Origin of the sequence: Psychromonas antarctica, from assembly GCF_022267535.1 — a bacterium.
In the GTDB taxonomy this organism is placed as follows: domain Bacteria; phylum Pseudomonadota; class Gammaproteobacteria; order Enterobacterales; family Psychromonadaceae; genus Psychromonas; species Psychromonas antarctica.
In genome coordinates, this window is record NZ_JAHNZV010000005.1 from 51,654 (window position 1) to 75,954 (window position 24,301).

A 24,301-nucleotide genomic window follows, 5' to 3' on the forward strand; every position below is an offset into this window, starting at 1 on the left:
AACAATAACATCTAAGCAACCAATAAGTAACTCAGTCTATAATATTCAGATTATAATTTTTTTTGTGCTCATTCTCACAAATCAGAGTTTAGCACATAGGGAAAATAGAGATTAATTCAATGTTAATTAATTTTTGTTTTTTATAATTCAAAATACAGATAAGTAAATTCTATTTGCCAAACAAAAAAAGAGATCAAGTAAGATCTCTTCTTTAAATGCTATGACAATATTAACTTATTTAGGCTCTATCTTAACCAGGTATTGTTTAACTGAGATATAAGATGCAATAAAGCCAAGGAAAGTCGCGGTAGCGATTAGAATAGCGACCTCTTCTATGCTCATCGCCGAAATTTGAAATTGAGTCTGATATAAACCCATTAAATTATTCACCCCCGAGCGCAGCGATAGTACTAATCCAAAAGTTAGCAACCAGGCGATAACGCCACCTAAAAAACCATACCAAGCACCTGCATACAAGAATGGACGTTGAATAAAACTATTCGTTGCCCCCACTAATTTAAACACCTCTATTTCAGCGCGTTGATTTAATATATTTAAGCGAATGGTGTTACTGACAATTAATAATACTGATAGCAATAATAGAATAACAATCGCAATAACGATATCAACAACAACTGATAAAATAGCTTGTAGTTTTTCAATCCAGTCAATATCCACTCGAACCAACTCGACCCCTTGTTCACGTTTAAGTTTAGCAACAAGCAGTTTACTACCCGCTGCATTCATCGCTTGTTCAACGGGCACTACAATTAAAACGTCAGGTAAAGGATTTTCATCCAGATAATTCAATGCCTTAGAGAAACCAGACATCTCTTTAAATTCCTCTAGCGCTTGATGAGATGAAATATAACTAACACTATCAATATCACTATATAACTCTAATTTGTTTATCAGTACCTGTATACGCGGTTCCGAAATATCCTTATTCAAAAACAAGCTAATTTCAGACGCTTTGTCCCACTGGTCAGTGACATGCACAGTATTCTTATAGAGTACATGAAAAACACTGGGTAATGACAACGCCACACCTAATACTAAAATAGTCATAAATGTTGCAAAAGGCGTTTTCCATAATTCAGAAAAACTACTAAAAACCTGTTGAAAATGCTGCTGAAAAACCGATGCAACACGCCCCAAAAAGGAAACTTTAGTAATACGTGGTGAGCCAGATAATAGATTTTTATTTTGCTTAGCCATTGCGTTCTCTCATTAGTCCATCGTTAATCATTTCACCATTTTTAAGGGTTAATGTGCGATAGCGCATTTTGGCTATCAACCCCAAGTCATGTGTTGCAATTAAGACAGACATGCCAAATTCATTTAATGATTCAAATAAACTTAAAATCTCTAACGATAATTTAGGATCAAGATTCCCTGTTGGCTCATCAGCCAGCAGCAGAGGGGGTTGATTAATAATCGCCCGAGCAATACCAACACGCTGTTGTTCGCCACCGGAAAGGTGGATAGGTTCGTAATCTTCTTTACCAGACAAGCCTACCTTATCAAGCGCCACTAAACTACGACGTTTGATCTCATATTGATTGTAACCTTCAATTAATAGAGGCAACCCTACATTTTCTAATACCGTGCGGTTCATAAATAAGCGATGATCTTGGAATATCATACCAATATGGCGACGCATATAAGGGATATCATTACCTTTAATATGACTGATATCATTCCCATTTATAACAATACGCCCCGTTGTTGGACGTTCCATTAAGCTGATTAATTTTAATAATGTACTCTTGCCGGAGCCAGAATGGCCCGTTAAAAAAGCCATTTCACCCTGTTTCAAGTGAAAATCCACCTCTTTCAATGCACAAAAATCACCAGCATAAATCTTATTGACCTCTTCAAATAAAATCATTGTTCATTCTCACCTTGTTCTAAATTTTCCTCTTTCGAGAAAAGTGCATCAATAAACTCCTTGGCATTAAACTCCCGCAAATCATCAATGCCTTCACCTGTACCAATATAACGAATTGGTAATTTAAATCGGTCAGCAATCGAGAATATTATCCCTCCTTTTGCTGTTCCATCTAATTTAGTCAGCGTAATCCCCGTTAAACCAACCGATTGATCAAATAACTGTACTTGGCTAATCGCATTTTGCCCGGTACTCGCATCAATAGTAAGCATTATCTCATGGGGTGCGGTTACATCTTTTTTACGCATAATGCGCACCACTTTACTTAACTCATTCATTAAATGATCTTTGTTCTGTAAACGTCCAGCCGTATCTGCAATCAGAACGTCAATACCGCGAGCCTTCGCTGCATCCATCGCGTCAAATAAAACCGAGGCGCTATCTGAGCCTGTTTGTTGTGCAATAACAGGGATATTATTACGCTCTCCCCATACCTGTAACTGCTCGACAGCCGCTGCACGGAAAGTATCACCAGCAGCGAGCATGACCGATTTTCCTTGCTGCTGATATTTTTTAGCTAATTTACCTATGGTCGTTGTTTTACCAACACCATTGACTCCAACCATTAAAATAACAAAGGGTGATTGAGTTGCATCAATGATTAAAGGCTGCTCAACCTCATCTAATATTTCCAGAAGATCGGCTTTTAGTAGTCCGTATAAAGCCTCTGCATCTTTAAGCTGCTTGCGATCCGCATGAACCGTCAGTTTATTAATTATTTTTGACGTGGTCTCTACGCCAATATCGGCAATAATTAACTGTTCTTCTAACTCTTCGAAGAGCTCATCATCAATTTTTTTCCCTTTAAATAGCGAGAATAAACCACTGCCAATGCTTAAACGGGTTTTAGTTAAGCTTTGTCTGAAACGAGCAAAGAAACCCAATGTTTTTTCTTCTTTTTTAGACTCTCGCTTTTCTACAGCTCGCTTTTCTGCGGCTAGCTTTTCTGCGGCTAACTTTTCTGCAGCTTGCTTTTCTGCAGCTAACTTTTCTGCAGCTAGCTTTTCTGCGGCTAACTTTTCTGCAGCTTGCTTTTCTGCAGCTAACTTTTCTGCAGCTAGTTTTTCTGCAGCTAGTTTTTCTACAGCTAGCTTTTCTGCAGCTAGTTTTTCTGCGGCTAGTTCTTCTGCAACTCGCTTTTCTGCAGCTAGTTTTTCTGCAGCTCGCTTTTCTGCGGCTAGTTTTTCTGCAACTCGCTTTTCTGCGGCTAGCTTCTCTGCAACTAACTTCTTAGCTTCAATATTTTCATCTTGCGCTGATTTTTTACCAAACCAAGAAAATAGACCTTTCTTTTTTTCCATTAATTAAAAACCTTACTCACAATCAATTTGAACTGCTAAAATAGCAATATCCTTTACAACAGTATATTACCACCATATCGCCGGACTAAAAATTATATGGGTAGAAATCTGCATATTAAATCTCAAGAAAAAAGCAAAAAACCGATCAAAAACGGGTTTATTCGTTTAATCTCTGGAAAATGGCGCGGTAAAAAGTTACCCGTTAAGGATAAAGAGGGTTTACGACCGACAACGGATCGTACCAAAGAGACACTCTTTAATTGGTTAATGCACGATATTCGTGATGCAAATTGCTTAGATTGTTTTAGTGGAAGTGGTAGTTTGGCTTTTGAAGCTTTATCTCGTTTTGCCAAACAGGCAATATTATTAGAACGCGATAAACAGGTTGCTCAACAATTACGTAACAACTTAAAATCCTTGGACGTGGATAATGCAAGCGTAATTGAGATTGATTCACTGAACTATTTACAACAAATTGCAGGAGAGCAATTCGATATTGTATTTATCGATCCTCCTTTTAGTAAAGGTCTTGTACAACCTTGTTGTTCGGCTCTAGAAAAAAACGGCTATTTAGCACCGAAAGCATTAATCTATATCGAAAGGGAAGTGCAATTGTCAGATCTTGAATTACCAATCAATTGGCAACTTTTAAAAGAGAAAACGACGGGACAAGTTTCCTATCAGCTTTATTTAAGAGATGAGTAATGGGCTTAGATTTGCTAAGTTTACGATGATCATTATTGGAGATATTGCTGGGCAATCTATTTTCCCTTTGCAAGTCACATTACCACTTTTTTTAATCTGTTGTTAGGATTTGCACCTTAGCTAATGATTGCTTATTTACAGCGCATTTTCTGAAAACTTAAACTTACTCTATCAGAAGCCTTACCAATTTTTGTCTGGTGTATATTTAAACTTTGGCAGATAAAAGCACTTATAATTGATACTTTCATATTGCATACCATCACGAAAAGCCAGCAGAAAGGCTACGACTTGATTCGCTTCTTAGACAACAACCGGCACTGCTGAGATGTCAATTATCTAAGTAGCTTGCTAAGCAGCAATAAATATCAAAAACAGCGCGAGATTGTGCTGTTTTTGATAATCTATGCTTTGGTTTGCACTTATTATCCGTTGTATGGCTTGTTTGAAGTGATTTTAGCTAACCCCTTAATTATTCTGTAGACAGACCAAATCCATACGCCTAACAAGATAAAATAGCCAACGATAACAAAAGCTAAAATAAAACCTAGGATTGATAAACCCAGAACCCACCAGAAGGTATTCACAATATTTGCGTAATGATCTTCAAACAGAGTACCTACAGCTTCATCTCTTTTAACCATCGCCCAAATTGCACCAATGACCCAAAAGACACCTGTAAAGATGCCGACGATCATCAGCCCGTAAGCTATCAGTGCGTTTGTTTTTGCTGCATCATCTTGAATAGACAAGCTCGTCATCTGGCGCTCATTTTGTTGTAATTCTGACATTATTATATCCTCTAGATTATCTGTTGATTGAAATTAATAATCGCCTACTCAGTGGCTTTTTTATTGGAACACCAGAACGCGAAAGTTTATTTATTTTGCAGGGATCTTTCGTTTCCCGATAGGCTTTCATAGCAAGTGAATTAGCCCCCTAATAGACGCCCCCTGTTTGTCAAAAAACATTTCTCAGTACGAGGATGCAGGTTGCCAACGCATTTACAGCATCCGCTAACTTTTCCTTACTTATATAATCAACGTAACAACAGAGCCTGACCTAGCCATTACTTTGATCTTCACAATATCGAGTCTTTCTATTTATATCAATGGCTTTTAAAAAGTCTAAATGAAAAAGCAACAGACAAGTTATAAAGAGGTAAAAAAACCCAATGGATTAATTCACTGGGTTTTTAATATTGGATCGTTTTTTAATACACATTATTCTACTAAAGAATTCACTGGTTGAATACGAATAGCTGCAATATCAAACTTATTTACTGCACCTTCTGTACCACCACTACCTATAAAGCTGGTATTGCTAGACAGGTAACTCATATTATAAAAGTCTGTGACTTCCAATGAATAAGTGCCTGCAGCAAGATTTGCTGCAAGGGGAGTTGAGTAAACTAGTGGTTTTTTAGCATTTTTAACAGCAGCATGGGGCATCTGAATGACACCTTCAGCCAGTATATCTCCAGCAGCGTTTTTAACCTGCAACCATTTCACCCCATTGGTAATACCCAGGTTGATGGCATTAAAGCTATTATGATACTGCAACTGAATATCGTAGTCCCCTGCTGTTGCTAGTGTGATATTACTGACAGTTAAAATATCGTTTAAATCACCCCAGTTTTTTAGATAAGTACTTTCAATCTTACCATCAGCAGGAGTAACGGTGAGGTTAGAAACGACCCGAACATCAGAGACTGAGATATTTTGCGTTGTCCCAAAACAGACCGGCGCACTATGATGAGAGTAATTTTTTGTCTCAGCATAGACCGCTTCTACAGCATAACAACTACCTTCTCCGTTTGCTGGAGTAATAGTGTCAGCCACAATACCTTTGTCTACATTGGCTTTTACAAGCACACCATTACGGTACAGGTTGTAGCTAATATTACCCGTTTGCGTATCACTAAACTCCACAGCAAGATGTGTATCATCAGCAAATACACGCTGAATCAGCGGCTCTTTTGGTGCAAATACTGCTGCATCATTTGTACTGAGCGGATCAGCCGTCACTTTAGTAATATCAGTACTGCCGGCAACGAGATCACCTAAGGTAATGAGAATGTTATTAGTATCAGTAAGATCTGTCCAAGCAATCGCTTGAGTGGCTGCATTGCCATTGACTGTAACGCCTTGTATTGCATAATAACCAGTATCTTCAGACGCTTCCGGTAATACAATTTCCAGATTAATCACTTTACCTTGAAGAGTCAGCCCTTGTAATTTAAGGTTGCCACTATCTGCAAATTGTTCTTTGCGTAAGTTGCTGGTAATAAATGGTTTAAGGTTGATCCCTTGATCGTCAGTGCTAACACCAAACACATCTTCGATTACCATACCTATATAAGCACCAACAGACCAAAGTTGACGTTGCGAGTTGATTACAGGTCCAGATAGCGATGGATTATCAAAATCTAACAGATTAGGCTTAAGTGATAGCCACTCAAGGTTTTCCATATTAGACAGGTTAAGTGCAGCAGCACGGAACAATGTCTGGTAAGCAGCATTCGCGACGGCAGTGTTGCCTGTTTGTGCGGCCGCTTTTAGACCATAAGCGGTAACAAATGGCCAGATAGCACGGTTATGATAGATCGCAACATCAGGTTGTTGCGGGAAAATAACCGGTGCACCCATTGCGCTGTGCGGGTAACTTGCTAATACTTTATTGGCACGTGTTGTATCTGCGATACCGGTAATGATAGTAAGAGATTGACCTAACCAATCAAACTTATGCAGCGGTGCTAAATCTTGATGTCCGGCCGTTAAGCTGCTGTACATGCCAGCATCTTCTAACCAAAAACGTTTATTGATTGCAATTTTAAGCGCATCAGCCCAGCCTTGATATTTAGTCGCCACTGTAGGTGCGCCTTGCTCTGTTGCTAATTTAGCGATTAATGTTAATGCCTGGTAATGTGCTGCATTAGTCGAAAGTGCTTTTGCACTGCCCATGCTGGCGATATCACCAACGATCCAGCTTGCATAAGTTTGCTCTCGCCAATCAAGGAATGACTGCTCACCATTGTATAAACCGTCAACATTATCATAAGCTGCTTTACGATCATTTTCGACAGTATTAATCAATGCCTTATAAGCTTTTAATGCAAATGCATCACGTGTTTCACCGCTTAGATTTTGCAGTGCTTTTTCTGCGCCAAATGCCCAAGTTACACGGTCGGTACTGATTGGCCAGCTACCGCCTGAACCCGTATCTTGTACGATTTGCAGACCACTATCGTCACCAGATGCTTGCGTTGGTTTGCTTACTCCATCACGATAACCAGAAAGTTTAAACTCCAATGATGTTTTTACACGTTCAGGATCAAGCAGCGCTAACCCTAGGTTTGCTGCATAAGAAAGATCGCGAGTCCATACATAATGCCATTTAGCACCTGTTTCGAAACAGTTACAATCAATAGCTTGACCGCCATTGTAACCGCCATCTTTAATCTCAGAAACACTGTTTTGCTCGGTTTCATTCACTGCTAATGAAAAAAGCGCATCAAAGGCAAGGTTGCCAGAACGGATTGTTGGTTGCCCCGCTTTTTCTTGATAAATAACATAACCATCGCCAGGGTCGCGCAGATCCTGAGTGGTTGACTGTGCATAGCTGCGATATTGAGCTGTTACATCATCTGCCGAGAAGGTGGCTGCTTCTTCTTTGTCATCATAAGTGGTGAACGTCAGTTTTTGTATATTTTCACGCCCTGCATGCGGATTCACTTCCACTCCCTCACTGCCATCTGTGGCAACTATATGCAGTACAGGCGCAGCTGCGTCTGATGCATCGACTGTAAATTTATAGTAACCCGTCTCGGTAACAAAGAAGCTGGCATTAGCGCCGCCACCAATCATTGTGTAGTCATTCTCTAACTCAGCTGTTACAGCCTCTTCACCTAATACCCATTCGCTTGACCAGTCATCTGCTGCTAGTTTAAATTCATGGTTACCGGGTGCAACTTTCATGATCACTTGGTAAATGTTATCCCCAAGGTATTTCAGTTGGTTGTCAGTACTCCAGCCGTTGAACCCACCACGAATATAGAGATCGTAATCTAAAGGTGCAACATCTTGCGCATAGCTGAATGTTGGATGAAGCAGGTCATCACCCACTTCTAGTTTAAAATCATATAAACCCGCGTTTGTAATTAAAAGCGCCATATTAGAAGCGCCGTCGCCTGTTTGCAGAGTATAAACTGTATCAGGCTCTACTTGTGTAAGGTTTTCTATATCTACAGTGAAACTCGTATCGACAGCCCATGCATCATCAGCCACCTTGAACTCTGGAATACCAGCAACAAATTCTACATTCTCAAGGTAATAACCATCATCTTTGAAAATCAATTTGAAGGTATCTTCAGCACCCCAACCACTGAATCCACCTTTAAGGTAAAGATCTACTGCGTAAGGCGCTGTGGGTTCAGGAATGATACAAGCTGTTTGTGTTTCATCTAAAATTTGCGGCAGATCACAAGTTAATATTGTGTTGTTTTCGTCATTTGCACACCCTGTCAACACGGTGCCAACGGCAAGTAAAATAGCTGTAGCAAGGTATTTTTTTGTAAATTTAAAATTTTTCATAGGGTAATAAAATCCTTTTATATTTCATGGTCAGAAATGGCAGCGGGTCTGCTTTGAGCACCACCTGAATGAATATCTATTTATCTATTAAGTATGCTTTTCAGACACACATAAAATTGATTTAAAAGGAGGAATCTAGCGCAGCAAAGTATTTTTTAAAATATAAACCAATAAAAGCAACACTTTATAGCACCTCTTTGTAGATCACTTTAAAGTCAGGATAGTGAAATTAAAGTAACAATGATATCGCTTGTTAATTTCATTGTTTTTTTTGAGGCGTTGCGCTTCTTTTTGGAAAAGTAAGATAGATGGATGCAAAAAGTTGAACCGGCAAAGGCTTAAATATTAAAACGTGGAGTTACTGTCATTGAATAGTATATGTTACCTTCAATATGTGATGCCCATAATACGACTATCTGATCTACGTTATCAGTGAGGGTATATGCGTATTTTTTATCTCACCTGTTTTTTACTGGCGCCCCCCTAGACTAACAACTCGCCTTTTCTGAATTAGGCTGCAACATTATGCCATTAGGTGTTGAGCAATAAATCCTTTAACCACTGGCGCTCATTCTTTTTCTGGCGGTGTTCATTAAGCTGATGGCGAATTGCCTTAAGCGCATCCGCTTCTGTTTGCTCCCCGGCAGGAAAAATTTCATGACAAAGCAGTACATGTAAGCCCATTTCACTTTCAATGATGGCGCTAAGAGTACCAACTTGTAGCGTAAACAGCGCGTTATCTAATTGCGGGTAAAGTTGGCCGCGCGTTACATTGCCAATTAAGCCTTTGTTTAATGCGCTCGGACATTCAGAGTGTTGCAGGGCTAACGCTGGGAAATTGTCGATATTAGCGCATAATTGAGCATGCAATTTGGTCAATCGTCGAGTAGCTTCTTTTTTGCTGTTTTCAGGATATTTATCGTTAATGGTGATCAAGATATGGCTTACTTTGCGCTGCTCTGGGTGCTTAAATCTGGCGCGATTTTTTTGATAATAATCAAATGCCTCCAGCTCGGTCACTGCACGGTAATTTTGGCTTTGCGCAGCAATGATTTTTTCACAAAGCAGATCCTGATAGATAGCTTGTTGCAATTGCACCTCGCTTAATCCCTGCTCTTTCAGTGACAGAATAAAACTTTGGTGATTTCCAAACTGCTGCTGCAATTGTTTAATCACAAAATCAACCTCTTCTTCCCGCACCAGATGATCTTTTGCGGTGCTGCTCTGCAATACCGCCGTTATTAATTTCCCAGCCACTTCAGCCTGTTTCTGGAGGTTTTCTTGGGTACAAATATCCAAGGATTCTGGACCGCTTTGAGCGTGATTCCATGCAAGCTTAATTAGTTGATAAGAGAGGCTGACTGGGGTGCTGCTTTGCACTTTACTTAACATAGCATCCTTCCTGATTCATTTTTTACAGACACGCTTACTCCGGATTCATCCAATTTCAATACCGTCTCAGGTATCAACCACGAATTGCTATCTAGGCTATTTTCACGCATAAATGACACTCGGTAGTAGAGCGGTTTTTGATTGCTTTCTAGGCCTAAAATGGTGCCGCTGTCACCCACACTAACAACAACCACCCCAGCACTGGTTAGTGATTTTTGCACAATGACACTATCACCGCGCTCGAACAATCTATCCACCCAAGGCGTTGTTAAATCGCCAAGCTCTGACTCGCGGCAACCTACCGTGCACCCCTGCTCAAGAAAATGGACCTGGTAGATGACCTGATCTTGGAGAAATTTACCAACCCCTTTAATATAACCGACACTGCCTCTTCGGATAATGAGATCACCACGATTTGTGCCCATAAATGTGCCATCATTCCTAATATTTTTAATCACTCTGACTTTATCGCCATAATCAAAACAAGCATTCATTATCAATATCCTTAAATTAGTGTTCTGAGCCAAAAATCAGGCTGCTGATCCCCAGTAACTCGGTGTCGGATGGGTTACGTTTACGACAAATTGCAAACGCCTGCACCGCAGATAATAACTTGCTACTCTGGGGCTTATTTAATCTAATGCCAATCCGCGCAAATACGGCTCTGACCGCAGCTTGACCTGAATGTTTGCCTAACACGAAGGTATGATTGCGCCCTAATAACTGCGGATCTAATCCTTGATAATTGCGCACATCTTTAATTAAACCATCAACATGGATACCCGATTCATGAGTAAAAACCCGTTCACCCACTAAACTTTTTTGTGTCGGTATGGGCCGGCCAGCAGCTAACGAAACCGCTTCACAAAGCGCGGGAAAACCGAGCAGATCGATTCCAGTATCTATCTGGTAACACTGTGCTAACGCAGCAACCACTTCTTCTAATGCGGCATTGCCAGCGCGCTCGCCTAGCCCCACTACGGTTGTATTGGCATAACACGCGCCCGCTTTAATAGCAGCAAGCGTATTGGCTGTTGCCAACCCTAAATCATCATGACAATGAATTTCAATCGCTAGCGGCTGAGCACTACTGAGCAGTTTGATTTGCTCATAAGTTGTAAAAGGGTCGAGCAAACCGAGCGTATCGGCGTAACGCAAGCGTGCTGCACCCGCGCGGCTGGCAACAATGCCAATTTCAATTAAAAAATGTAGCGAAGCGCGTGATGCATCTTCACAACCGACACATACCTGCAAACCCAGCGATACCGCGTAGCAAATGGCTCTTTGCAGCTCCGCTAAAATAACCTCTTTGGTGCACCTTAATTTATGCCTGAGCATCTGATCTGAACTGGGAATGGAGATATCAACCCAGTCAAGTTGCAGTTCTGCAGATCGTTTTATCTCTTTCAATTTAGGGCGACACCATCCCATTAATATCGCTTTAGGCAGCTCAGCGCGAATAGCGGCGATGGTCAAGCATTCCTCATTGCCCATCGCCGGAATGCCCACTTCTAAATGCGTCACTCCCGCCGCCACCAGCATGCTCGCTAAGGACACTTTTTCTTGGCGCGTAAAGGAAACACCGGGCGTTTGCTCCCCATCTCTTAGCGTTGTATCGTTAATAATGACCATAAGTACAACCTATTAGGCAAATGTGGGCGCAAAACGTTCCATCTCAACGGGCTTACCATTCTGCCAATAAGGCGATAACAAGCGCAGCTTATCAATGATTGCAGCAATCACATCGATCACTTTGTCTATCTCTTTTTCTGTTGTATAACGCGACAACGAAAAGCGAATAGTGCCGTGCGCTGCGGTGAATGGAATCGACATCGCCTGCATAACATGGGAAGGCTCAAGTGAGCCGGAGGTACATGCACTGCCACTTGATGCGGCAATTCCCTGTTGATTAAGGAGCATCAAAATGGCTTCACCTTCCACATATTCAAAGGCGATATTACAAGTATTAGCGGTACGATTACTCGGATCACCAGTAACAAAAGCATGTTCGACCTGCGCCAAGATCCCTTTTTCAAGTTTATCGCGCAGTGTTTTGATTCTCCCATTCATAGTTTCCAGATGCAGCTCTGCCTGCTCAGCGGCCACGCCGAAGGCAACAATACTGGCACAGTTTTCAGTCCCTGCTCGGCGACCGCGTTCCTGATGACCGCCACGTAATAGCGGGCGATAACGGATACCTCGACGTACATATAAAGCACCAATTCCTTTCGGTGCATGCAATTTATGGCCAGAAAATGAGAGCATATCGATGCCCGAATCTTGTACTTCAATAGGGATTTTACCCGCCGCCTGCACCGCATCGGTGTGAAATAATATTCCTTTTTGACGGGCTAACTGCGCCATTTCAAGAATAGGAAATAACGTTCCCGTTTCATTATTAGCCCACATAACACTGACCAGCGCGACATTATCTGAAAGCACCTTTTGGTACTCATTTAAATCGACTCGCCCCCGCTTATCAACCTTTAACCAATGGATTTTGTAGCCTTCAAGCTCAAGCTGCTCACAGACCTCCAACGTAGCAGGATGTTCAACCACAGTGGTAATGATCTCTTTTCTATGCGGATGTACTTTTAATGCAGAATAGATGGCGGTAGTGGTCGACTCTGTTGCGCAGGAAGTGAAAATAATCTCAGTTTCATGTAATGCACCAATCAGATCGGCCACACGTCTGCGCGCTATTTTAAGCTGCGCGCCAACTTTATCAGCAAAACTATGAATAGAAGAGGGGTTACCGAACTGCTCGGTAAACAGCGGCAACATAGCCTCTAGTGCCATCGCATCGAGCTTAGTGGTGGCATTGTTATCTAAGTAAATCGCTTTCATAATAAGCTCCTTCGGTTAAGGGTGCGCTAAATGGGAGAGTTCCTGTAATTCCTGCGGTTCATGGCTCTCTGGTATTTGATTGACCACGGGTATCGGAAAGCCTAATTTTTCTGCAATTTGATCCTGCAACCAACCCATCGTGATATCTGTCATCATGCATCCCGTACAGGCTCCCGATAAACTCACTGTTATCAGATGTTCGCTCGCTTGCACTAAGCTCACATCACCGCCATCAACCTGCAGATAGGGTCTTAAATTACTGATAATTTCGCGCACATTCTGAGTCAGCTGATCGCCTAATGAAACTGCTGAAGCAAACGAGCCAGCTGCGGCCTCTACAGGATAATTAACAAAGTTACTAGATGATGAACAGGCCGCTTTTTTCTTGGCCAGCACAGCATCAATTACTCGCTCTATTTTTTCATGGCAACCGGTACAAGCACCGCCCGCCTTAGTGTAATTAATCACATCGTCAATACTGCTGAGCGAATGTTTTTCAACCGCGCGACTGATTTTCCCCTCATCAACGGCAAAACAACGACAGATAAGTTTGCCCTCTTCATGGTCGTCTGCTTTTAACTCAATTCCGCGATAGTTGGCGATAGCGGCTTCCAACGCTTCCTGTCCCATCACTGAACAATGCATTTTTTCTGGCGGCAAGCCGCCCAGATAATCAACAATCTCCTGATTACTTACCTTCTCCGCATCGGTGATTGTTTTGCCAATAATTAATTCTGTTAAAGCGGATGATGAAGCGATCGCGCTACCGCAACCAAACGTCTGAAAACCAGCATCTTCGATAATATCGGTGTGCTTATTCACTTTCAGCGTTAAACGTAAAGCATCACCACAACTAATAGAGCCGACATCACCAATCGCATTCGCATCCTCTAGCGCTTTGGCATTTCTTGGATTAAAAAAATGATCTTTTACCGTTTCTGAATAATCCCACATAATCACTACCTCATAACCGATTTCATTTTGTAAATTGATATTTGCAAAACATAGACCAAATAGAATTACATTTATATTCAATAGCTTACAAAATCAATGTGAGAGAATAAGAGGGTAATGTCACAGTCCAATGTACGCTTTGTCGGATATGGCACATAAGTTAGCGAAATAGCTTTTAACCACAAAAAAACGTTACGAATAGGATGTACATTTTCCTACAATTGTCTTCTATACCACCAATCGTGCGCTCCTCCCTCCCTTTTTAAATTCAGGTTTTTATCTTAATAGGCATATTTATCAATTGGTTAACAACATATATTTGTCTGGTATAAAGATTGCACTTAAATCAGTAATCATTCCTTTTTAGGTAGACAATTATGGATAGTCACGATAATAAACACCATACAGAGACAGATACTGATTCGCGTCCAAGTTGTAAAACGAAGTGCGTCAGCGAATCGCTCACTTCTGATATTAATCTCAGCAAACAAGCCGACAGCACTGCTGATATTGGCCTATCACAGCTGCAGAAAGTATCGCAACATCCCTGCTATTCCAATAATGCGCATCATAAATATGCGCGTATGCATTTAGCGGTAGCGCCAGCCTGCAATATTCAATGTAATTACTGTAATCGTAAATATGACTGCGCTAATGAATCACGACCCGGTGTTGTCTCTGAGCTACTAACACCAGTGCAGGCACTGCAAAAAGCACAAGCCGTTGCCAAAGCAATTCCGCAATTGTCAGTAATAGGTATTGCAGGTCCTGGCGATCCTTTGGCTAACCCTGTGCGCACCTTAACTACTTTGGCATTAATACGTGAGGCAATGCCTGATATCAAACTGTGTCTGTCAACCAACGGCCTGACTTTAATCGATCATGTTGATGAGTTGCTGCAGTTAGGGGTGGATCATGTCACTGTCACTATTAATGCGTTGGATGAGGTGATTGCCGCGCAGATATATAAATGGATCTATCTCGATGGCAAACGCTATACTGGCGTTGAGGCAGGCAGAATATTAATTCAGCGGCAGATGGCAGGTCTGCAGGCGCTGGCTAGAGCGGGTATATTAACAAAGGTAAACTCGGTGCTAATACCGGGTATTAATGAACATAACCTGCCAGAGCTAAGTCGTGAACTTCGACGTAATAATGTTTTTTTACATAATATTATGCCACTTATCAGTCAACCTGAGCATGGCACCTTTTTTGGACTTAACGGACAGCGGGAACCATCAGAGGCGGAGCTTGAACAGGTGCGCGAAGAATCGGGCGGCAATGTCAGCCAGATGAAACATTGCCAGCAATGTCGCGCGGACGCGGTAGGGATGCTCGGCGAAGACAGAAGCAGTGAGTTTAATATTAAGGATATTAATTTACAGTCAGTCGATTATGCGCACACGATGCTTGCCCGCAGCCGTTTTCAATCGGCGCTTGCCAGTCGAGGCGCTTCAGAGCAACAAGCCTCTTTAATCGTTGCTATCACCAGCGATAATAACGAACAGATCAATCTCCACTTTGGCCATGCCAATTGCTTTAAACTCTATCTGCTTATTAAAAATGAACATTATTATATCGGCGAACGGCGCATCAAACGTTACTGCAGCGGCTCTGATGAGTGCCCTGATACAGATGATCATCAGAGTAACCATAACCGCAATTTACAACAGGCTATAAAGGCGCTGCATGGGGTTGATCTATTGCTGTGTAGTCGTATTGGCAACGAGCCGCAACAGGCGTTAGAGGCGGCCGGTATTAAGGTAGATGTTGACTATGGTTACCATAGCGTGAAAACAGTATTACCTGAGCTGTTTGGCAAATATCAACAACAAGCAAAGTTGAAATGGCGACAACAAAATACGCTGGAGGCAAGTTAATGGCATTGCAAATAGGAGAGGATTGTTTTGCTTGTTACGCCTGTGAGACAGTTTGTCCAGCAGGCGCAATAAGCATTAAAGGCAGTATTTTTGTTATTAACCCAGCGTTGTGCAGCGAGTGTAAAGATATTGATATTGCTCGCTGCTTGGCTATCTGCCCGGAGCCTAGTGTGATTAACCATCGAGCTTAACAGGTCACATCAGATAAACAGCGGGGATTGATGACCTCACAAAGCAAATAAAAAAGGCCGCCTAGGCGACCTTTAAAGCAATAAGGCTGTCTTTATTTAGGCGCATCTTCTTTCGTTGCAGCTTTAATATCTAATAGTTCCACTTCAAAAATCAGTGTAGAACTAGGCGGAATAGAGCCCGCACCCGCTTCGCCATATGCGAGGTCAGCTGGAATAACGAATTTGTATTTTTCACCAACACTCATTAACTGCACACCTTCCGTCCAACCAGGTATTACGCGGTTAAGTGGGAATGTAGCAGGTTGGCCACGTTTAACTGAACTATCAAATTCAGTACCATCGAGTAGTGTACCTACATAATGCACTGTCACTGTATCTTCAGCTTTTGGTTTAGGGCCTTCTGCTTTGGTAAGAACAGAATACTGTAAACCAGATTCGGTCACCGTCACACCTTCTACTTTTGCATTTTCATCCAAGAAACTTTTCGCTTCTTCTGCTGCTTTTTCGGATTTTTCTTTCATCTGTTTTTCAGCAGCGGTTTTGACCTCTTCACCATAAGCCTTGAGTGTTGTCATTATATCGTCGTCAGTTAATTTAGAGCTGCCGCGTAATGTATCTGTGATACCTTGAAGTACAACCTCTTTATCTAATTCCATTCCCAATTCAGCTTGTTTAGCAAGCATCGTATTAAACTGCTGAGAAAATGAAGTGCCAATTGCATAAGCCACTTTATCTTGGTTATTTGCAAAAGTAGCCGGAGCTTCTATTGCGACAGCGGCTGCTACTGGTTCTTTCTTTTCATTACAGCCAACAGTTAATACAACCGCAGCGGCTAATAAAGAGATTTTAAATACATTTTTCATTGTTACTCCAAAATTGTTCTTGTTTATTAAATAAAATATCCAACGATACTATTTTCCATCCCAAAATGGGGGAAAGCAGGTATCAAAATTGATAAGCTTATACTAACCTTAAAGCTAATTTAAACCAAAAGTTAATTCTAAAATGTCATTAAACATCTATTTTAAATCACTTTTTTCATTACTAATCCTCACTCTAGTAATCTCTTGCAGCGAATCAGATCAGCCATTAAAACGATATGAGCATGCTGTAGAGGGCGCCTTTGCGGCTGAAATTTCTCAAAATGGCGATTACTCAATTATCTCCTCAATTCATCATGGTTTGAGCCTTTGGGATAACCGTAATAACAAATTGTTATTCCAATGGCGACACCACAATGTGCAAGACAATGATATTTATATAGTACGTATCTCCGCAAGCAACAGTCATGCATTGTCAGCAAGCCGTCATGAGTTTGCCATTTGGGATATCAAATCAGGACAATCATTGGGCTTTTATAAAGTGAGTGATTCGCCTATTCGTGATATCCGCATATCTGCAAATGGCCGATATGTTTTGTATGGACAAGTAAATGGTAAAGTAGTTCACATTGATTTACAAACAGGCCGACGTTTAGAGATGCCTATTCACACTGAAAAAATAAATAGTATCGATTTATCGGCCAATGGTCTATACGCACTATCGGGCGGCAATGATCACCGCGCTTTCTTATGGAATACAAAAACAGCACAAATTATCCAAGAGTTTAACTTTGAGCATCGCGTTTCTATGGTCAAATTTGAAGCCCAAGGACGTTATGCTTTTATTGCCGATACTCAAAAAGCATCGCAAATATGGAACTTAGAAACAGGAAAATTACAAAGTACACTAAACTATACTGCGCGCCAATCTATCTTCTCTTCTGTGCGTTTTATTAATGATGGTAAACAGCTGCTGACAGGCAACGGTACAAAAACGATAACTTTATGGGATGTAAAAACAGGTTTAAGCCGACAAAGCTGGACGGTTACCCCAAGAAAAGAAACACGTCCGAAAACAGCTGTAGTATACTCCGCCACATTATGGGATGGTGATAAAATTGCCAGTGAAAGCTCAGCCGGATTTTTAGAAATATGGCCGCTAGATCCGCTTACAAAATAACAGATAGAGAAAATAATGAAGCAAGAAAATCGTATTGAACAGCTGGAAATGAAAGTGGCATTTCATGAAGATAATATCGAAACGTTAAATAATGAACTATTCGAACAACAACGTAAATTACAATTACTTACTGAGCAGGTATCTTTGCTTGTAGCGAAATTAAAGGAGGCAGAACCGAATCAACTTGCCTCTGAAAAGGAAGAAATGCGCCCTCCACATTATTAAATTGAAACAGATCGTTTAGATTGCTTGGGTGCAATGTTAAATAATTTACTTTATCTGGCTTGCCGTTTTTATATGATAAAAATCGGACAGCTAATCTGCAAATAATGTTGTCAGATTGACATTAGTAGCCAACGCCGGATTATTAATGGGGCCATAATTTTTCCATCCCGAGTTAGCATTGGGATCGATCACATCATGTGGACGCCCCTTACCGATTGAATGAAACGCAGTGGCTTCATATAATTCACTATTATAGATAACAAAGGCTCCTTTTTTATAATCTATTTTCGGCTCAAAATAGATTATGTCATTACTTTCGAGGAGTGAAATAATAATATCTACTGGATAAGATAGTTCCCCTTCTATGAGCTGTGTATTTAAATGAACCAGCTCAGAATAAGTGAAAGTTTGCTTTTCTCCTTTTGCATCTCTCCATGTTATCTTTAACTGTACTTCGCGTATCCCTTCACCAACCTCACTGCCCAGGTCAGCACTGACCTTCCACACAGACGTAAACTGGGTTTGCTGAAGACCGAGAATATCCGATTCACTTTTTGCATTCAACGCATCTACAGTGTCAATATCCACCGATTTTAGCAGCGCTTCCATCTTACTTATTGCTAGCTCTATCACCGCGCTATGTGCAACATTATTACGATTTTGATCTATCACCATTTTTTGCAATCCGCTGACATTTACCGCTGCTAAACTGACCACGAATAATGAAACTAAAATCTCAACCAATGAAAATCCACTAAATCTACTTACAGGTATCATCAGAAGTCTCTCCAAGTTCCAGGTTTAATACTGTAATTACTGCTCAGCGCTGCACCACCCGCATCTTGATAGAGATCATTAAGCACAGCAATGTCATAACGTGTAGAAAAATGCTGCTTAATACTCGTATTCTCTGTTTTATCGTAACCGTCATATGAGCATTTATATTCAGTCAGTAATGCACCGTTTACGCGGATCCCCCCCATATCAACACTTAAATCTTCCACGGTGATAACATGATCATCACTGTCGACAACATAGTGCTGACTTGGAAGGAAATACAGCAAGCCGACAACAGAAGCCCCTGTATTGGGCTGGTTAACAAAGGTGCCTCCTTCAATAAAGACCATTTTAGGGTGTTCAACTGAGCCAATCGTAAAACGTCTGTTTTCTGACATGTTATTTTTTAATGCGTCATTCTGCTCAATATCACAATCTCCTTTAATATAAATAACGACATCTTCGTCAGTCACTTTTTTTAATTGCTCAGAGCAACTTACCGCCCCAGCAATAGTCATATCAACCAAAAAAGAAAAATCTGCAAGCGCCAACATATTACTATCATTTTTTTCAATACCAAATGTAGCCTCAAATAAAGAACTAGGCTCTAAAGTTGAATCGGAAGTAAGACCAAAAAACAGCGACCCTTCCGGTGCGAGGACATTTCCCCAATCGCCCTGATTATCGACCACACGATCACCTAAGTAGTCACCAGAATAAGCCTCCGAATCGATACTGTTTGCATCAAGTGAAGCGCCTGCAAAACAAAGAGCATCCCCTTCATTCTGTTGATTCAGTGTAACGCTGCCATCAGGATTACTGACTATCATGTGCTCTGAAATATTCGAGTCTGAAATACACCCGGCTGCAGTAAAACCATCACAACCATCATTAATATTGGCAGTAAAGTTTAGATTTAATTTCCCATTGCTAGAAACCGGAGCGGAGGGAGGATTGCGATTAAGCAGATAATTAACTTCTAATTGAATAGTACGCTGAGCGGTCTCATCCGCGGATCGACCCGAAGAGATAAACTGCAATGTATTACCGTTAATTTGCTTAGCTTGTACTGTATAGTGACGATCTTTAGAGGTATATTGACGCGGTAGTGAGGAGATCAATTCTGTCGCTAGTTTGCTGTCTGTGAGTTTACTAAGCAGTAGATTGATACCCGATTGCGCATTAACAAATGCTTCATTATTACGGTAGTAGTTAGCAATGACTTGATTATCAATTAATTGGGTCGATGCCATATTGGCCGTGAAGGCGATGGCTGCAATACTTAACAGAAGCGCAGATGTTAATACGGCAAAACCTTTATTTTGCTTAATAGAATACATACTATCTCCTATACGCTCATAAGAGAGGAACTCCCCCTCCCTAATGGAAATTGACCTAGACGGAGTTAAGTCTAGAAAAGATCACGTAAAAGTAAACCGCATTGACCAATATTTAACCTAAATAAAGATCCCTTGATTATAGGCCTCTGCTTTTATTAGTATTTAATCTAAAATAATTTTTTAATAGCGATTGATTTAAACCGCTTTTCCCCTATCCTAAATTATAAAAATATTGAAATCAGTTCACTTTTGACTATTTAAAAAAGAGAAGAGTAGCCAGTTTGTAAAAGAGCAGATAAACTCCCAAAGTAACTGTTTATAGGAGTTTTTTATGTCACCAAAAATAAAAGTGCTAATTTTAAATGGCCCAAATTTAAATTTACTCGGTCAACGTGAGCCTGATGTTTACGGCAGACAAACGCTCGACGATATAATTCAAGCACTAGGCGATGAAGCGCTGCAATTAAACCTAGAACTCTCCCACCTACAATCAAACAGAGAATATGAACTCATTGAAAAAATTCATCAGTCATTGAATAAAATAGATTTCATTATCATTAATCCGGCCGCATTCACGCATACCAGTGTCGCCATCCGTGATGCGTTGTTAGGAGTCAACATTCCTTTTATTGAAGTCCACCTTTCCAATGTGCATGCGCGTGAAACGTTTCGCCACCACTCCTATTTATCCGATATTGCGCAAGGGGTTATTTGCGGCTTAGGTGCAAAGGGATATTCATTCGCCCTACAATGCGCCGCTCAGTATAAAAAAAATGATGAATGAATTTGATTTATCGTGTGATAAAAAATGGCTGATGAACGCACAAATTTAATCAAACCCTCTGCGCAATAGGGATTTGCAAATTACTTTACGTTTTTTCACTTCCCTCTTTATTAATGCACTTGTTCAAGTTGCGAGGTCGCACAGCTTTAACACCAACAAAAATAAACAGAGAAGATCAAGACAGCATCATAAGATGAACCCTCAAGCAAAACTATATTATTACCCGCTTCCCCTGTATTCTTGCCCTATTACAATAATGACTATGAGTAAAAATAATGCCTTGGATACAACTGAAACTTAATGCAACGTCTATAAATGCGGAAGATATTGGTGAATTACTGATGCAAACGGGCGCACTCTCAGCGACCTTTACCGACTCACATGATGTGCCTATTTTTGAGCCAGCACCCGGCGAAACACGTCTTTGGGGTGACACCGACATTACAGGCCTTTATGACGCTAGCACTGATATGACACCTGTACTTGCACAATTACAAAAGAGCCCACTGTTAAGTGACCACTTTGCTCTAAAAATTGAGCCACTAGAAGATAAAGATTGGGAACGCGAATGGATGGATAATTTTCATCCAATGAAGTTTGGTGAACGTTTATGGATCTGCCCAAGCTGGAAACCCGTACCGGATCCGACGGCTGTCAATGTAATGCTCGATCCTGGCCTCGCTTTTGGCACGGGTACACATCCAACAACCGCGTTATGCTTAGCTTGGCTAGATGGGCAAGAATTACAAGACAAAGTAGTTATCGACTTTGGCTGTGGCTCAGGAATTCTAGCGATTGCAGCGCTTAAGTTAGGTGCAAAACGTGTCATCGGAATCGATATTGATCCGCAAGCTATCACGGCTAGTCGTGACAATGCTCAGCGCAACAATGTCTCTGAACAACTTGAATTGTACTTACCAGATGATCTACCTAAAGGTATTTTAGCCGATGTCCTGGTGGCCAATATTTTAGCCGGCCCATTACGTGAGTTATCTACTCATATTGAAGCGCTAATCAAAGACAATGGTGTATTAGCATTATCCGGCATTTTAGAACAGCAAGCAGAGGAGTTAATTGCTGTTTATAGCCAGTGGTTCACAATGGATAAAGCAAAAATTAAAGAAGAGTGGGCGCGCCTTTCTGGTATTAAACATCTATAAATAAAGCAAGAACTCAAAATCAGCTCATTTGCAAGCGAAATAATTTCAAAATGGTTACTTATTAACCTTTATTCTGACGGCAAAAATGCGTACACTACGCCGCCTTGGGTTAGAGAGATTGTATATTTTATATGCGTATTGGGCAGTATCAATTAGATAACAACATCATTCTAGCGCCGATGGCGGGGGTAACTGATCGCCCCTTCCGTGAGCTTTGCCGTTCACTCGGTGCTGGACTGGCAGTTTCTGAGATGCTGTCATCTAATCCCCGTGTATGGAATAGTAAAAAATCTAAGCTAAGAATGGACTACCGTAATGAATCTGGCATTAGATCTGTGCAGATATCAGGCTCCGAGCCGATTGAAATGGCAAAAGTTGCACAGTTAAGTATGCAGCAAGGTGCCCAGATTATTGATATTAATATGGGTTGTCCGGCCAAAAAAGTGAATAAGAAGAGAGCAGGCTCTGCTTTATTACCTCACCCTAAACTTGTGCAAGCAATTTTAGAGAGTGTTGTTGATGCCGTAGATGTCCCTGTCACCTTGAAGATTCGCACTGGCTGGGATCCTGAAAGTATAAACGGTGTTGAAATTGCACAACTTGCACAACAATCGGGCATCCAAGCACTTGCTGTGCATGGTCGTACAAGGCAGTGCTTTTACAATGGTTTTGCTGAATATGACACAATAAAAAAAATCAAAGAAAATGTAACTATCCCTGTAATTGCCAATGGCGATATAACTTCAGTGGAAAAAGCGAAATTTGTGCTTGATTACACGGGAGCTGACGCCATTATGATTGGACGAGGGGCACAGGGTGCGCCTTGGATATTCAATGAAATTAACCACTACCTGAAAACAGGTGAGCAACTTGCTCCTCTGGGACCGATGGAAGTAAGCACCATTCTTCTTGGCCATGTGCAAGCATTACATGACTTCTATGGTGAGGTAATGGGACCCAGAATTGCTAGGAAGCATGTTGGGTGGTATTTAAAAGAGCAAGATCAGTTAGGTTACTTTAAACGACAATTTAATGTCATCAATTGCGCTTTTGAGCAGTTAAATGCATTAGAAAATTTTTTAAATCATTAGTAATTAAAGAGTTAATAGCCATGTTTGAACAAAATATTTCTTCAGAAACACTTACAACAACAACCAGTATTCCTGCTACAGGGCAAATAACTCAACGACCACTTCGCGATTCAGTACGTCAAGCTGTTTCTGGTTACGTAGCGCAACTTAATGGTCAAGATACAACTGAGCTATATGAACTTGTTTTATCTGAGGTTGAAGCACCATTATTAGATATTATTATGCAGTACACGCGTGGTAACCAAACGCGTGCAGCAACAATGCTTGGTATTAATCGCGGTACACTACGCAAAAAATTAAAAAAATATGGTATGGGTTAATTATTCAGCCGTCTTAATAAAAAAAGCGACATAATAGTCGCTTTTTTTATGCTCGTAACAAAAATAGCAGACCTTTTATCTCGCTTACGATAAGATCTAAACCAACCTTTATGAACGTATTAGGAATATATGCTTTTATTACCAATAAATGACCAGTTAAAGCGCTTAGCATCATGGCAGCAAAGTGTTTTTTGCATAGCTCTTACGCAACACACTATCCTACATTTCCACCTTTTTTGTGAAGCGGTTGAAAGTGAAAATGGGAAAATAATTGATAATATCAATCAGCTATTTTGGGAAAAAATGACAGTAAAAGGAGCAAAAATCAATTTTACTATTCAGCAAGAACATTTCGAAGCGATTATTCCTGATGCCTGCGATTTCCAGTTCTATGGTGTCTATCCCGCGATTGATCACTGCGTCATTATGAGTTGTGCTTTTAACTCTTTATTAAGCAAATCGGCCGATGAAGCGTTCAATGCAAGCCAAACAGCATTTTCTACTATCGCTAGCTTTATGGAATTACAAAGCGGCAAAGAAGTCGATAAAAATGAGTTACAAGAGACTTCTCTTTTCCAAGAACAGCTGATATTTCAAGAAGCTTTATTAGCAAAATTGAGCAATCAACGCAGCCCCGAATTAATAAAATCTATCCGTCAGTACGTTTTAGACTTTGGTGTGACTAATCTGGGTATCGCATTAAGCGATTAAATTGATAATTTTTTTGTGACTTTTAACACAGTAAGGACAATTAAAAGTAATATATTCTGTTTTTATAGCCATTAGTCTTTAC

Annotated in this window: 23 protein-coding genes; 10 read left to right on the forward strand and 13 right to left on the reverse strand. The window is 40.8% G+C overall.

Features of this window, described 5'->3' with window-relative positions:
• Window positions 1–234 precede the first annotated feature (234 nt).
• Genes ftsX through ftsY form a run of 3 tightly spaced genes read right to left on the reverse strand, consistent with a single transcriptional unit; the run spans window position 235 to window position 3,252 of the window.
• Window positions 235–1,218 carry a permease-like cell division protein FtsX gene (gene ftsX / locus KSO91_RS02630; protein ID WP_238741067.1) on the reverse strand — a complete coding sequence of 328 codons (984 nt, stop codon included), beginning with the start codon at window positions 1,216–1,218 and terminating at the stop codon, window positions 235–237.
• Complete coding sequence (ftsE, locus tag KSO91_RS02635) at window positions 1,211–1,891, reverse strand: cell division ATP-binding protein FtsE (RefSeq protein ID WP_238741068.1); 681 nt, start codon at window positions 1,889–1,891, stop codon at window positions 1,211–1,213. Before ftsE ends, ftsX begins: the two co-directional genes overlap by 8 nt.
• The gene (gene ftsY, locus KSO91_RS02640; protein ID WP_238741069.1) at window positions 1,888–3,252 is read right to left on the reverse strand and encodes a signal recognition particle-docking protein FtsY; all 1,365 of its coding nucleotides are present in this window, start codon (window positions 3,250–3,252) and stop codon (window positions 1,888–1,890) included. Before ftsY ends, ftsE begins: the two co-directional genes overlap by 4 nt.
• Before the next feature lie 96 nt (window positions 3,253–3,348).
• Between ftsY and rsmD the strand changes: the two genes are divergently transcribed.
• On the forward strand, window positions 3,349–3,957 hold the full coding sequence (gene rsmD / locus KSO91_RS02645) for a 16S rRNA (guanine(966)-N(2))-methyltransferase RsmD (RefSeq protein WP_238741071.1): 609 nt from the start codon (window positions 3,349–3,351) through the stop codon (window positions 3,955–3,957).
• Between the two features lie 422 nt (window positions 3,958–4,379).
• Here the strand turns inward: rsmD and KSO91_RS02650 are convergent, their stop codons facing one another.
• The 7 genes from KSO91_RS02650 to nifU all read right to left on the reverse strand — a co-directional run bounded on the left by KSO91_RS02650 (window position 4,380) and on the right by nifU (window position 13,739).
• On the reverse strand, window positions 4,380–4,745 hold the full coding sequence (locus tag KSO91_RS02650) for a DUF4870 family protein (RefSeq protein ID WP_238741073.1): 366 nt from the start codon (window positions 4,743–4,745) through the stop codon (window positions 4,380–4,382).
• 432 nt (window positions 4,746–5,177) lie between these two features.
• The gene (locus KSO91_RS02655; RefSeq protein ID WP_238741075.1) at window positions 5,178–8,546 is read right to left on the reverse strand and encodes an MGH1-like glycoside hydrolase domain-containing protein; all 3,369 of its coding nucleotides are present in this window, start codon (window positions 8,544–8,546) and stop codon (window positions 5,178–5,180) included.
• A gap of 531 nt (window positions 8,547–9,077) precedes the next feature.
• A complete protein-coding gene (nifM, locus tag KSO91_RS02660) occupies window positions 9,078–9,938 on the reverse strand; it encodes a nitrogen fixation protein NifM (RefSeq protein WP_238741077.1) in 861 nt (286 codons plus the stop codon).
• Complete coding sequence (locus KSO91_RS02665) at window positions 9,932–10,432, reverse strand: nitrogen fixation protein NifZ (protein WP_238741079.1); 501 nt, start codon at window positions 10,430–10,432, stop codon at window positions 9,932–9,934. The genes nifM and KSO91_RS02665 overlap by 7 nt, the downstream gene beginning before the upstream one ends.
• Before the next feature lie 16 nt (window positions 10,433–10,448).
• Window positions 10,449–11,570, reverse strand: a complete 1,122-nt coding sequence (nifV, locus tag KSO91_RS02670; RefSeq protein ID WP_238741081.1) for a homocitrate synthase — start codon at window positions 11,568–11,570, stop codon at window positions 10,449–10,451.
• A 12-nt stretch (window positions 11,571–11,582) separates the two neighbouring features.
• On the reverse strand, window positions 11,583–12,785 hold the full coding sequence (nifS, locus tag KSO91_RS02675; RefSeq protein ID WP_238741082.1) for a cysteine desulfurase NifS: 1,203 nt from the start codon (window positions 12,783–12,785) through the stop codon (window positions 11,583–11,585).
• A gap of 15 nt (window positions 12,786–12,800) precedes the next feature.
• Window positions 12,801–13,739 (reverse strand): Fe-S cluster assembly protein NifU, encoded by a 939-nt coding sequence (nifU, locus tag KSO91_RS02680; protein WP_238741083.1) that lies wholly within the window; start codon window positions 13,737–13,739, stop codon window positions 12,801–12,803.
• Between the two features lie 377 nt (window positions 13,740–14,116).
• On the opposite strand from nifU, the gene nifB reads away from it, so the two are divergent.
• Together nifB and KSO91_RS02690 are read left to right on the forward strand one after the other, a co-directional pair.
• A complete protein-coding gene (gene nifB, locus KSO91_RS02685) occupies window positions 14,117–15,619 on the forward strand; it encodes a nitrogenase cofactor biosynthesis protein NifB (protein ID WP_238741084.1) in 1,503 nt (500 codons plus the stop codon).
• The gene (locus tag KSO91_RS02690) at window positions 15,619–15,810 is read left to right on the forward strand and encodes a 4Fe-4S binding protein (protein WP_238741085.1); all 192 of its coding nucleotides are present in this window, start codon (window positions 15,619–15,621) and stop codon (window positions 15,808–15,810) included. The genes nifB and KSO91_RS02690 overlap by 1 nt, the downstream gene beginning before the upstream one ends.
• Window positions 15,811–15,902: 92 nt before the next feature.
• On the opposite strand, the gene fkpA is transcribed toward KSO91_RS02690, so the two are convergent.
• The gene (fkpA, locus tag KSO91_RS02695; protein WP_238741086.1) at window positions 15,903–16,673 is read right to left on the reverse strand and encodes an FKBP-type peptidyl-prolyl cis-trans isomerase; all 771 of its coding nucleotides are present in this window, start codon (window positions 16,671–16,673) and stop codon (window positions 15,903–15,905) included.
• A gap of 142 nt (window positions 16,674–16,815) precedes the next feature.
• Here fkpA and KSO91_RS02700 point away from each other — a divergent pair, with 142 nt between their 5' ends.
• Together KSO91_RS02700 and KSO91_RS02705 are read left to right on the forward strand one after the other, a co-directional pair.
• A complete protein-coding gene (locus tag KSO91_RS02700) occupies window positions 16,816–17,811 on the forward strand; it encodes a WD40 repeat domain-containing protein (protein ID WP_238741088.1) in 996 nt (331 codons plus the stop codon).
• 15 nt (window positions 17,812–17,826) lie between these two features.
• On the forward strand, window positions 17,827–18,036 hold the full coding sequence (locus KSO91_RS02705; protein WP_238741090.1) for a SlyX family protein: 210 nt from the start codon (window positions 17,827–17,829) through the stop codon (window positions 18,034–18,036).
• A gap of 90 nt (window positions 18,037–18,126) precedes the next feature.
• Here the strand turns inward: KSO91_RS02705 and KSO91_RS02710 are convergent, their stop codons facing one another.
• Window positions 18,127–18,813, reverse strand: coding sequence for a type IV pilus modification PilV family protein (locus KSO91_RS02710; protein WP_238741092.1), 687 nt, complete (start codon window positions 18,811–18,813; stop codon window positions 18,127–18,129).
• The gene (locus tag KSO91_RS02715; protein ID WP_238741094.1) at window positions 18,813–20,153 is read right to left on the reverse strand and encodes a hypothetical protein; all 1,341 of its coding nucleotides are present in this window, start codon (window positions 20,151–20,153) and stop codon (window positions 18,813–18,815) included. The genes KSO91_RS02710 and KSO91_RS02715 overlap by 1 nt, the downstream gene beginning before the upstream one ends.
• Window positions 20,154–20,484: 331 nt before the next feature.
• On the opposite strand from KSO91_RS02715, the gene aroQ reads away from it, so the two are divergent.
• From aroQ to KSO91_RS02740, 5 genes are all read left to right on the forward strand, one after another.
• Window positions 20,485–20,937 (forward strand): type II 3-dehydroquinate dehydratase, encoded by a 453-nt coding sequence (gene aroQ / locus KSO91_RS02720; RefSeq protein WP_238741095.1) that lies wholly within the window; start codon window positions 20,485–20,487, stop codon window positions 20,935–20,937.
• A gap of 275 nt (window positions 20,938–21,212) precedes the next feature.
• Complete coding sequence (gene prmA, locus KSO91_RS02725) at window positions 21,213–22,097, forward strand: 50S ribosomal protein L11 methyltransferase (protein WP_238741098.1); 885 nt, start codon at window positions 21,213–21,215, stop codon at window positions 22,095–22,097.
• 131 nt (window positions 22,098–22,228) lie between these two features.
• Window positions 22,229–23,188, forward strand: a complete 960-nt coding sequence (dusB, locus tag KSO91_RS02730) for a tRNA dihydrouridine synthase DusB (RefSeq protein WP_238741100.1) — start codon at window positions 22,229–22,231, stop codon at window positions 23,186–23,188.
• Between the two features lie 20 nt (window positions 23,189–23,208).
• A complete protein-coding gene (gene fis / locus KSO91_RS02735; protein ID WP_238741102.1) occupies window positions 23,209–23,508 on the forward strand; it encodes a DNA-binding transcriptional regulator Fis in 300 nt (99 codons plus the stop codon).
• Window positions 23,509–23,637: 129 nt separating this feature from the next.
• Window positions 23,638–24,219, forward strand: coding sequence for a YjaG family protein (locus KSO91_RS02740; RefSeq protein WP_238741103.1), 582 nt, complete (start codon window positions 23,638–23,640; stop codon window positions 24,217–24,219).
• The last annotated feature ends 82 nt before the right edge of the window (window positions 24,220–24,301 follow it).

What these genes read in the sequence shown, in the direction of transcription:
- ftsX (WP_238741067.1), bottom strand. Translation starts at nt 1,218, where the DNA reads ATGGCTAAGCAAAATAAAAATCTATTATCTGGCTCACCACGTATTACT.
- ftsE (WP_238741068.1), bottom strand. Translation starts at nt 1,891, where the DNA reads ATGATTTTATTTGAAGAGGTCAATAAGATTTATGCTGGTGATTTTTGT.
- ftsY (WP_238741069.1), bottom strand. Translation starts at nt 3,252, where the DNA reads ATGGAAAAAAAGAAAGGTCTATTTTCTTGGTTTGGTAAAAAATCAGCG.
- rsmD (WP_238741071.1), top strand. Translation starts at nt 3,349, where the DNA reads ATGGGTAGAAATCTGCATATTAAATCTCAAGAAAAAAGCAAAAAACCG.
- KSO91_RS02650 (WP_238741073.1), bottom strand. Translation starts at nt 4,745, where the DNA reads ATGTCAGAATTACAACAAAATGAGCGCCAGATGACGAGCTTGTCTATT.
- KSO91_RS02655 (WP_238741075.1), bottom strand. Translation starts at nt 8,546, where the DNA reads ATGAAAAATTTTAAATTTACAAAAAAATACCTTGCTACAGCTATTTTA.
- nifM (WP_238741077.1), bottom strand. Translation starts at nt 9,938, where the DNA reads ATGTTAAGTAAAGTGCAAAGCAGCACCCCAGTCAGCCTCTCTTATCAA.
- KSO91_RS02665 (WP_238741079.1), bottom strand. Translation starts at nt 10,432, where the DNA reads ATGAATGCTTGTTTTGATTATGGCGATAAAGTCAGAGTGATTAAAAAT.
- nifV (WP_238741081.1), bottom strand. Translation starts at nt 11,570, where the DNA reads ATGGTCATTATTAACGATACAACGCTAAGAGATGGGGAGCAAACGCCC.
- nifS (WP_238741082.1), bottom strand. Translation starts at nt 12,785, where the DNA reads ATGAAAGCGATTTACTTAGATAACAATGCCACCACTAAGCTCGATGCG.
- nifU (WP_238741083.1), bottom strand. Translation starts at nt 13,739, where the DNA reads ATGTGGGATTATTCAGAAACGGTAAAAGATCATTTTTTTAATCCAAGA.
- nifB (WP_238741084.1), top strand. Translation starts at nt 14,117, where the DNA reads ATGGATAGTCACGATAATAAACACCATACAGAGACAGATACTGATTCG.
- KSO91_RS02690 (WP_238741085.1), top strand. Translation starts at nt 15,619, where the DNA reads ATGGCATTGCAAATAGGAGAGGATTGTTTTGCTTGTTACGCCTGTGAG.
- fkpA (WP_238741086.1), bottom strand. Translation starts at nt 16,673, where the DNA reads ATGAAAAATGTATTTAAAATCTCTTTATTAGCCGCTGCGGTTGTATTA.
- KSO91_RS02700 (WP_238741088.1), top strand. Translation starts at nt 16,816, where the DNA reads ATGTCATTAAACATCTATTTTAAATCACTTTTTTCATTACTAATCCTC.
- KSO91_RS02705 (WP_238741090.1), top strand. Translation starts at nt 17,827, where the DNA reads ATGAAGCAAGAAAATCGTATTGAACAGCTGGAAATGAAAGTGGCATTT.
- KSO91_RS02710 (WP_238741092.1), bottom strand. Translation starts at nt 18,813, where the DNA reads ATGATACCTGTAAGTAGATTTAGTGGATTTTCATTGGTTGAGATTTTA.
- KSO91_RS02715 (WP_238741094.1), bottom strand. Translation starts at nt 20,153, where the DNA reads ATGTATTCTATTAAGCAAAATAAAGGTTTTGCCGTATTAACATCTGCG.
- aroQ (WP_238741095.1), top strand. Translation starts at nt 20,485, where the DNA reads ATGTCACCAAAAATAAAAGTGCTAATTTTAAATGGCCCAAATTTAAAT.
- prmA (WP_238741098.1), top strand. Translation starts at nt 21,213, where the DNA reads ATGCCTTGGATACAACTGAAACTTAATGCAACGTCTATAAATGCGGAA.
- dusB (WP_238741100.1), top strand. Translation starts at nt 22,229, where the DNA reads ATGCGTATTGGGCAGTATCAATTAGATAACAACATCATTCTAGCGCCG.
- fis (WP_238741102.1), top strand. Translation starts at nt 23,209, where the DNA reads ATGTTTGAACAAAATATTTCTTCAGAAACACTTACAACAACAACCAGT.
- KSO91_RS02740 (WP_238741103.1), top strand. Translation starts at nt 23,638, where the DNA reads ATGCTTTTATTACCAATAAATGACCAGTTAAAGCGCTTAGCATCATGG.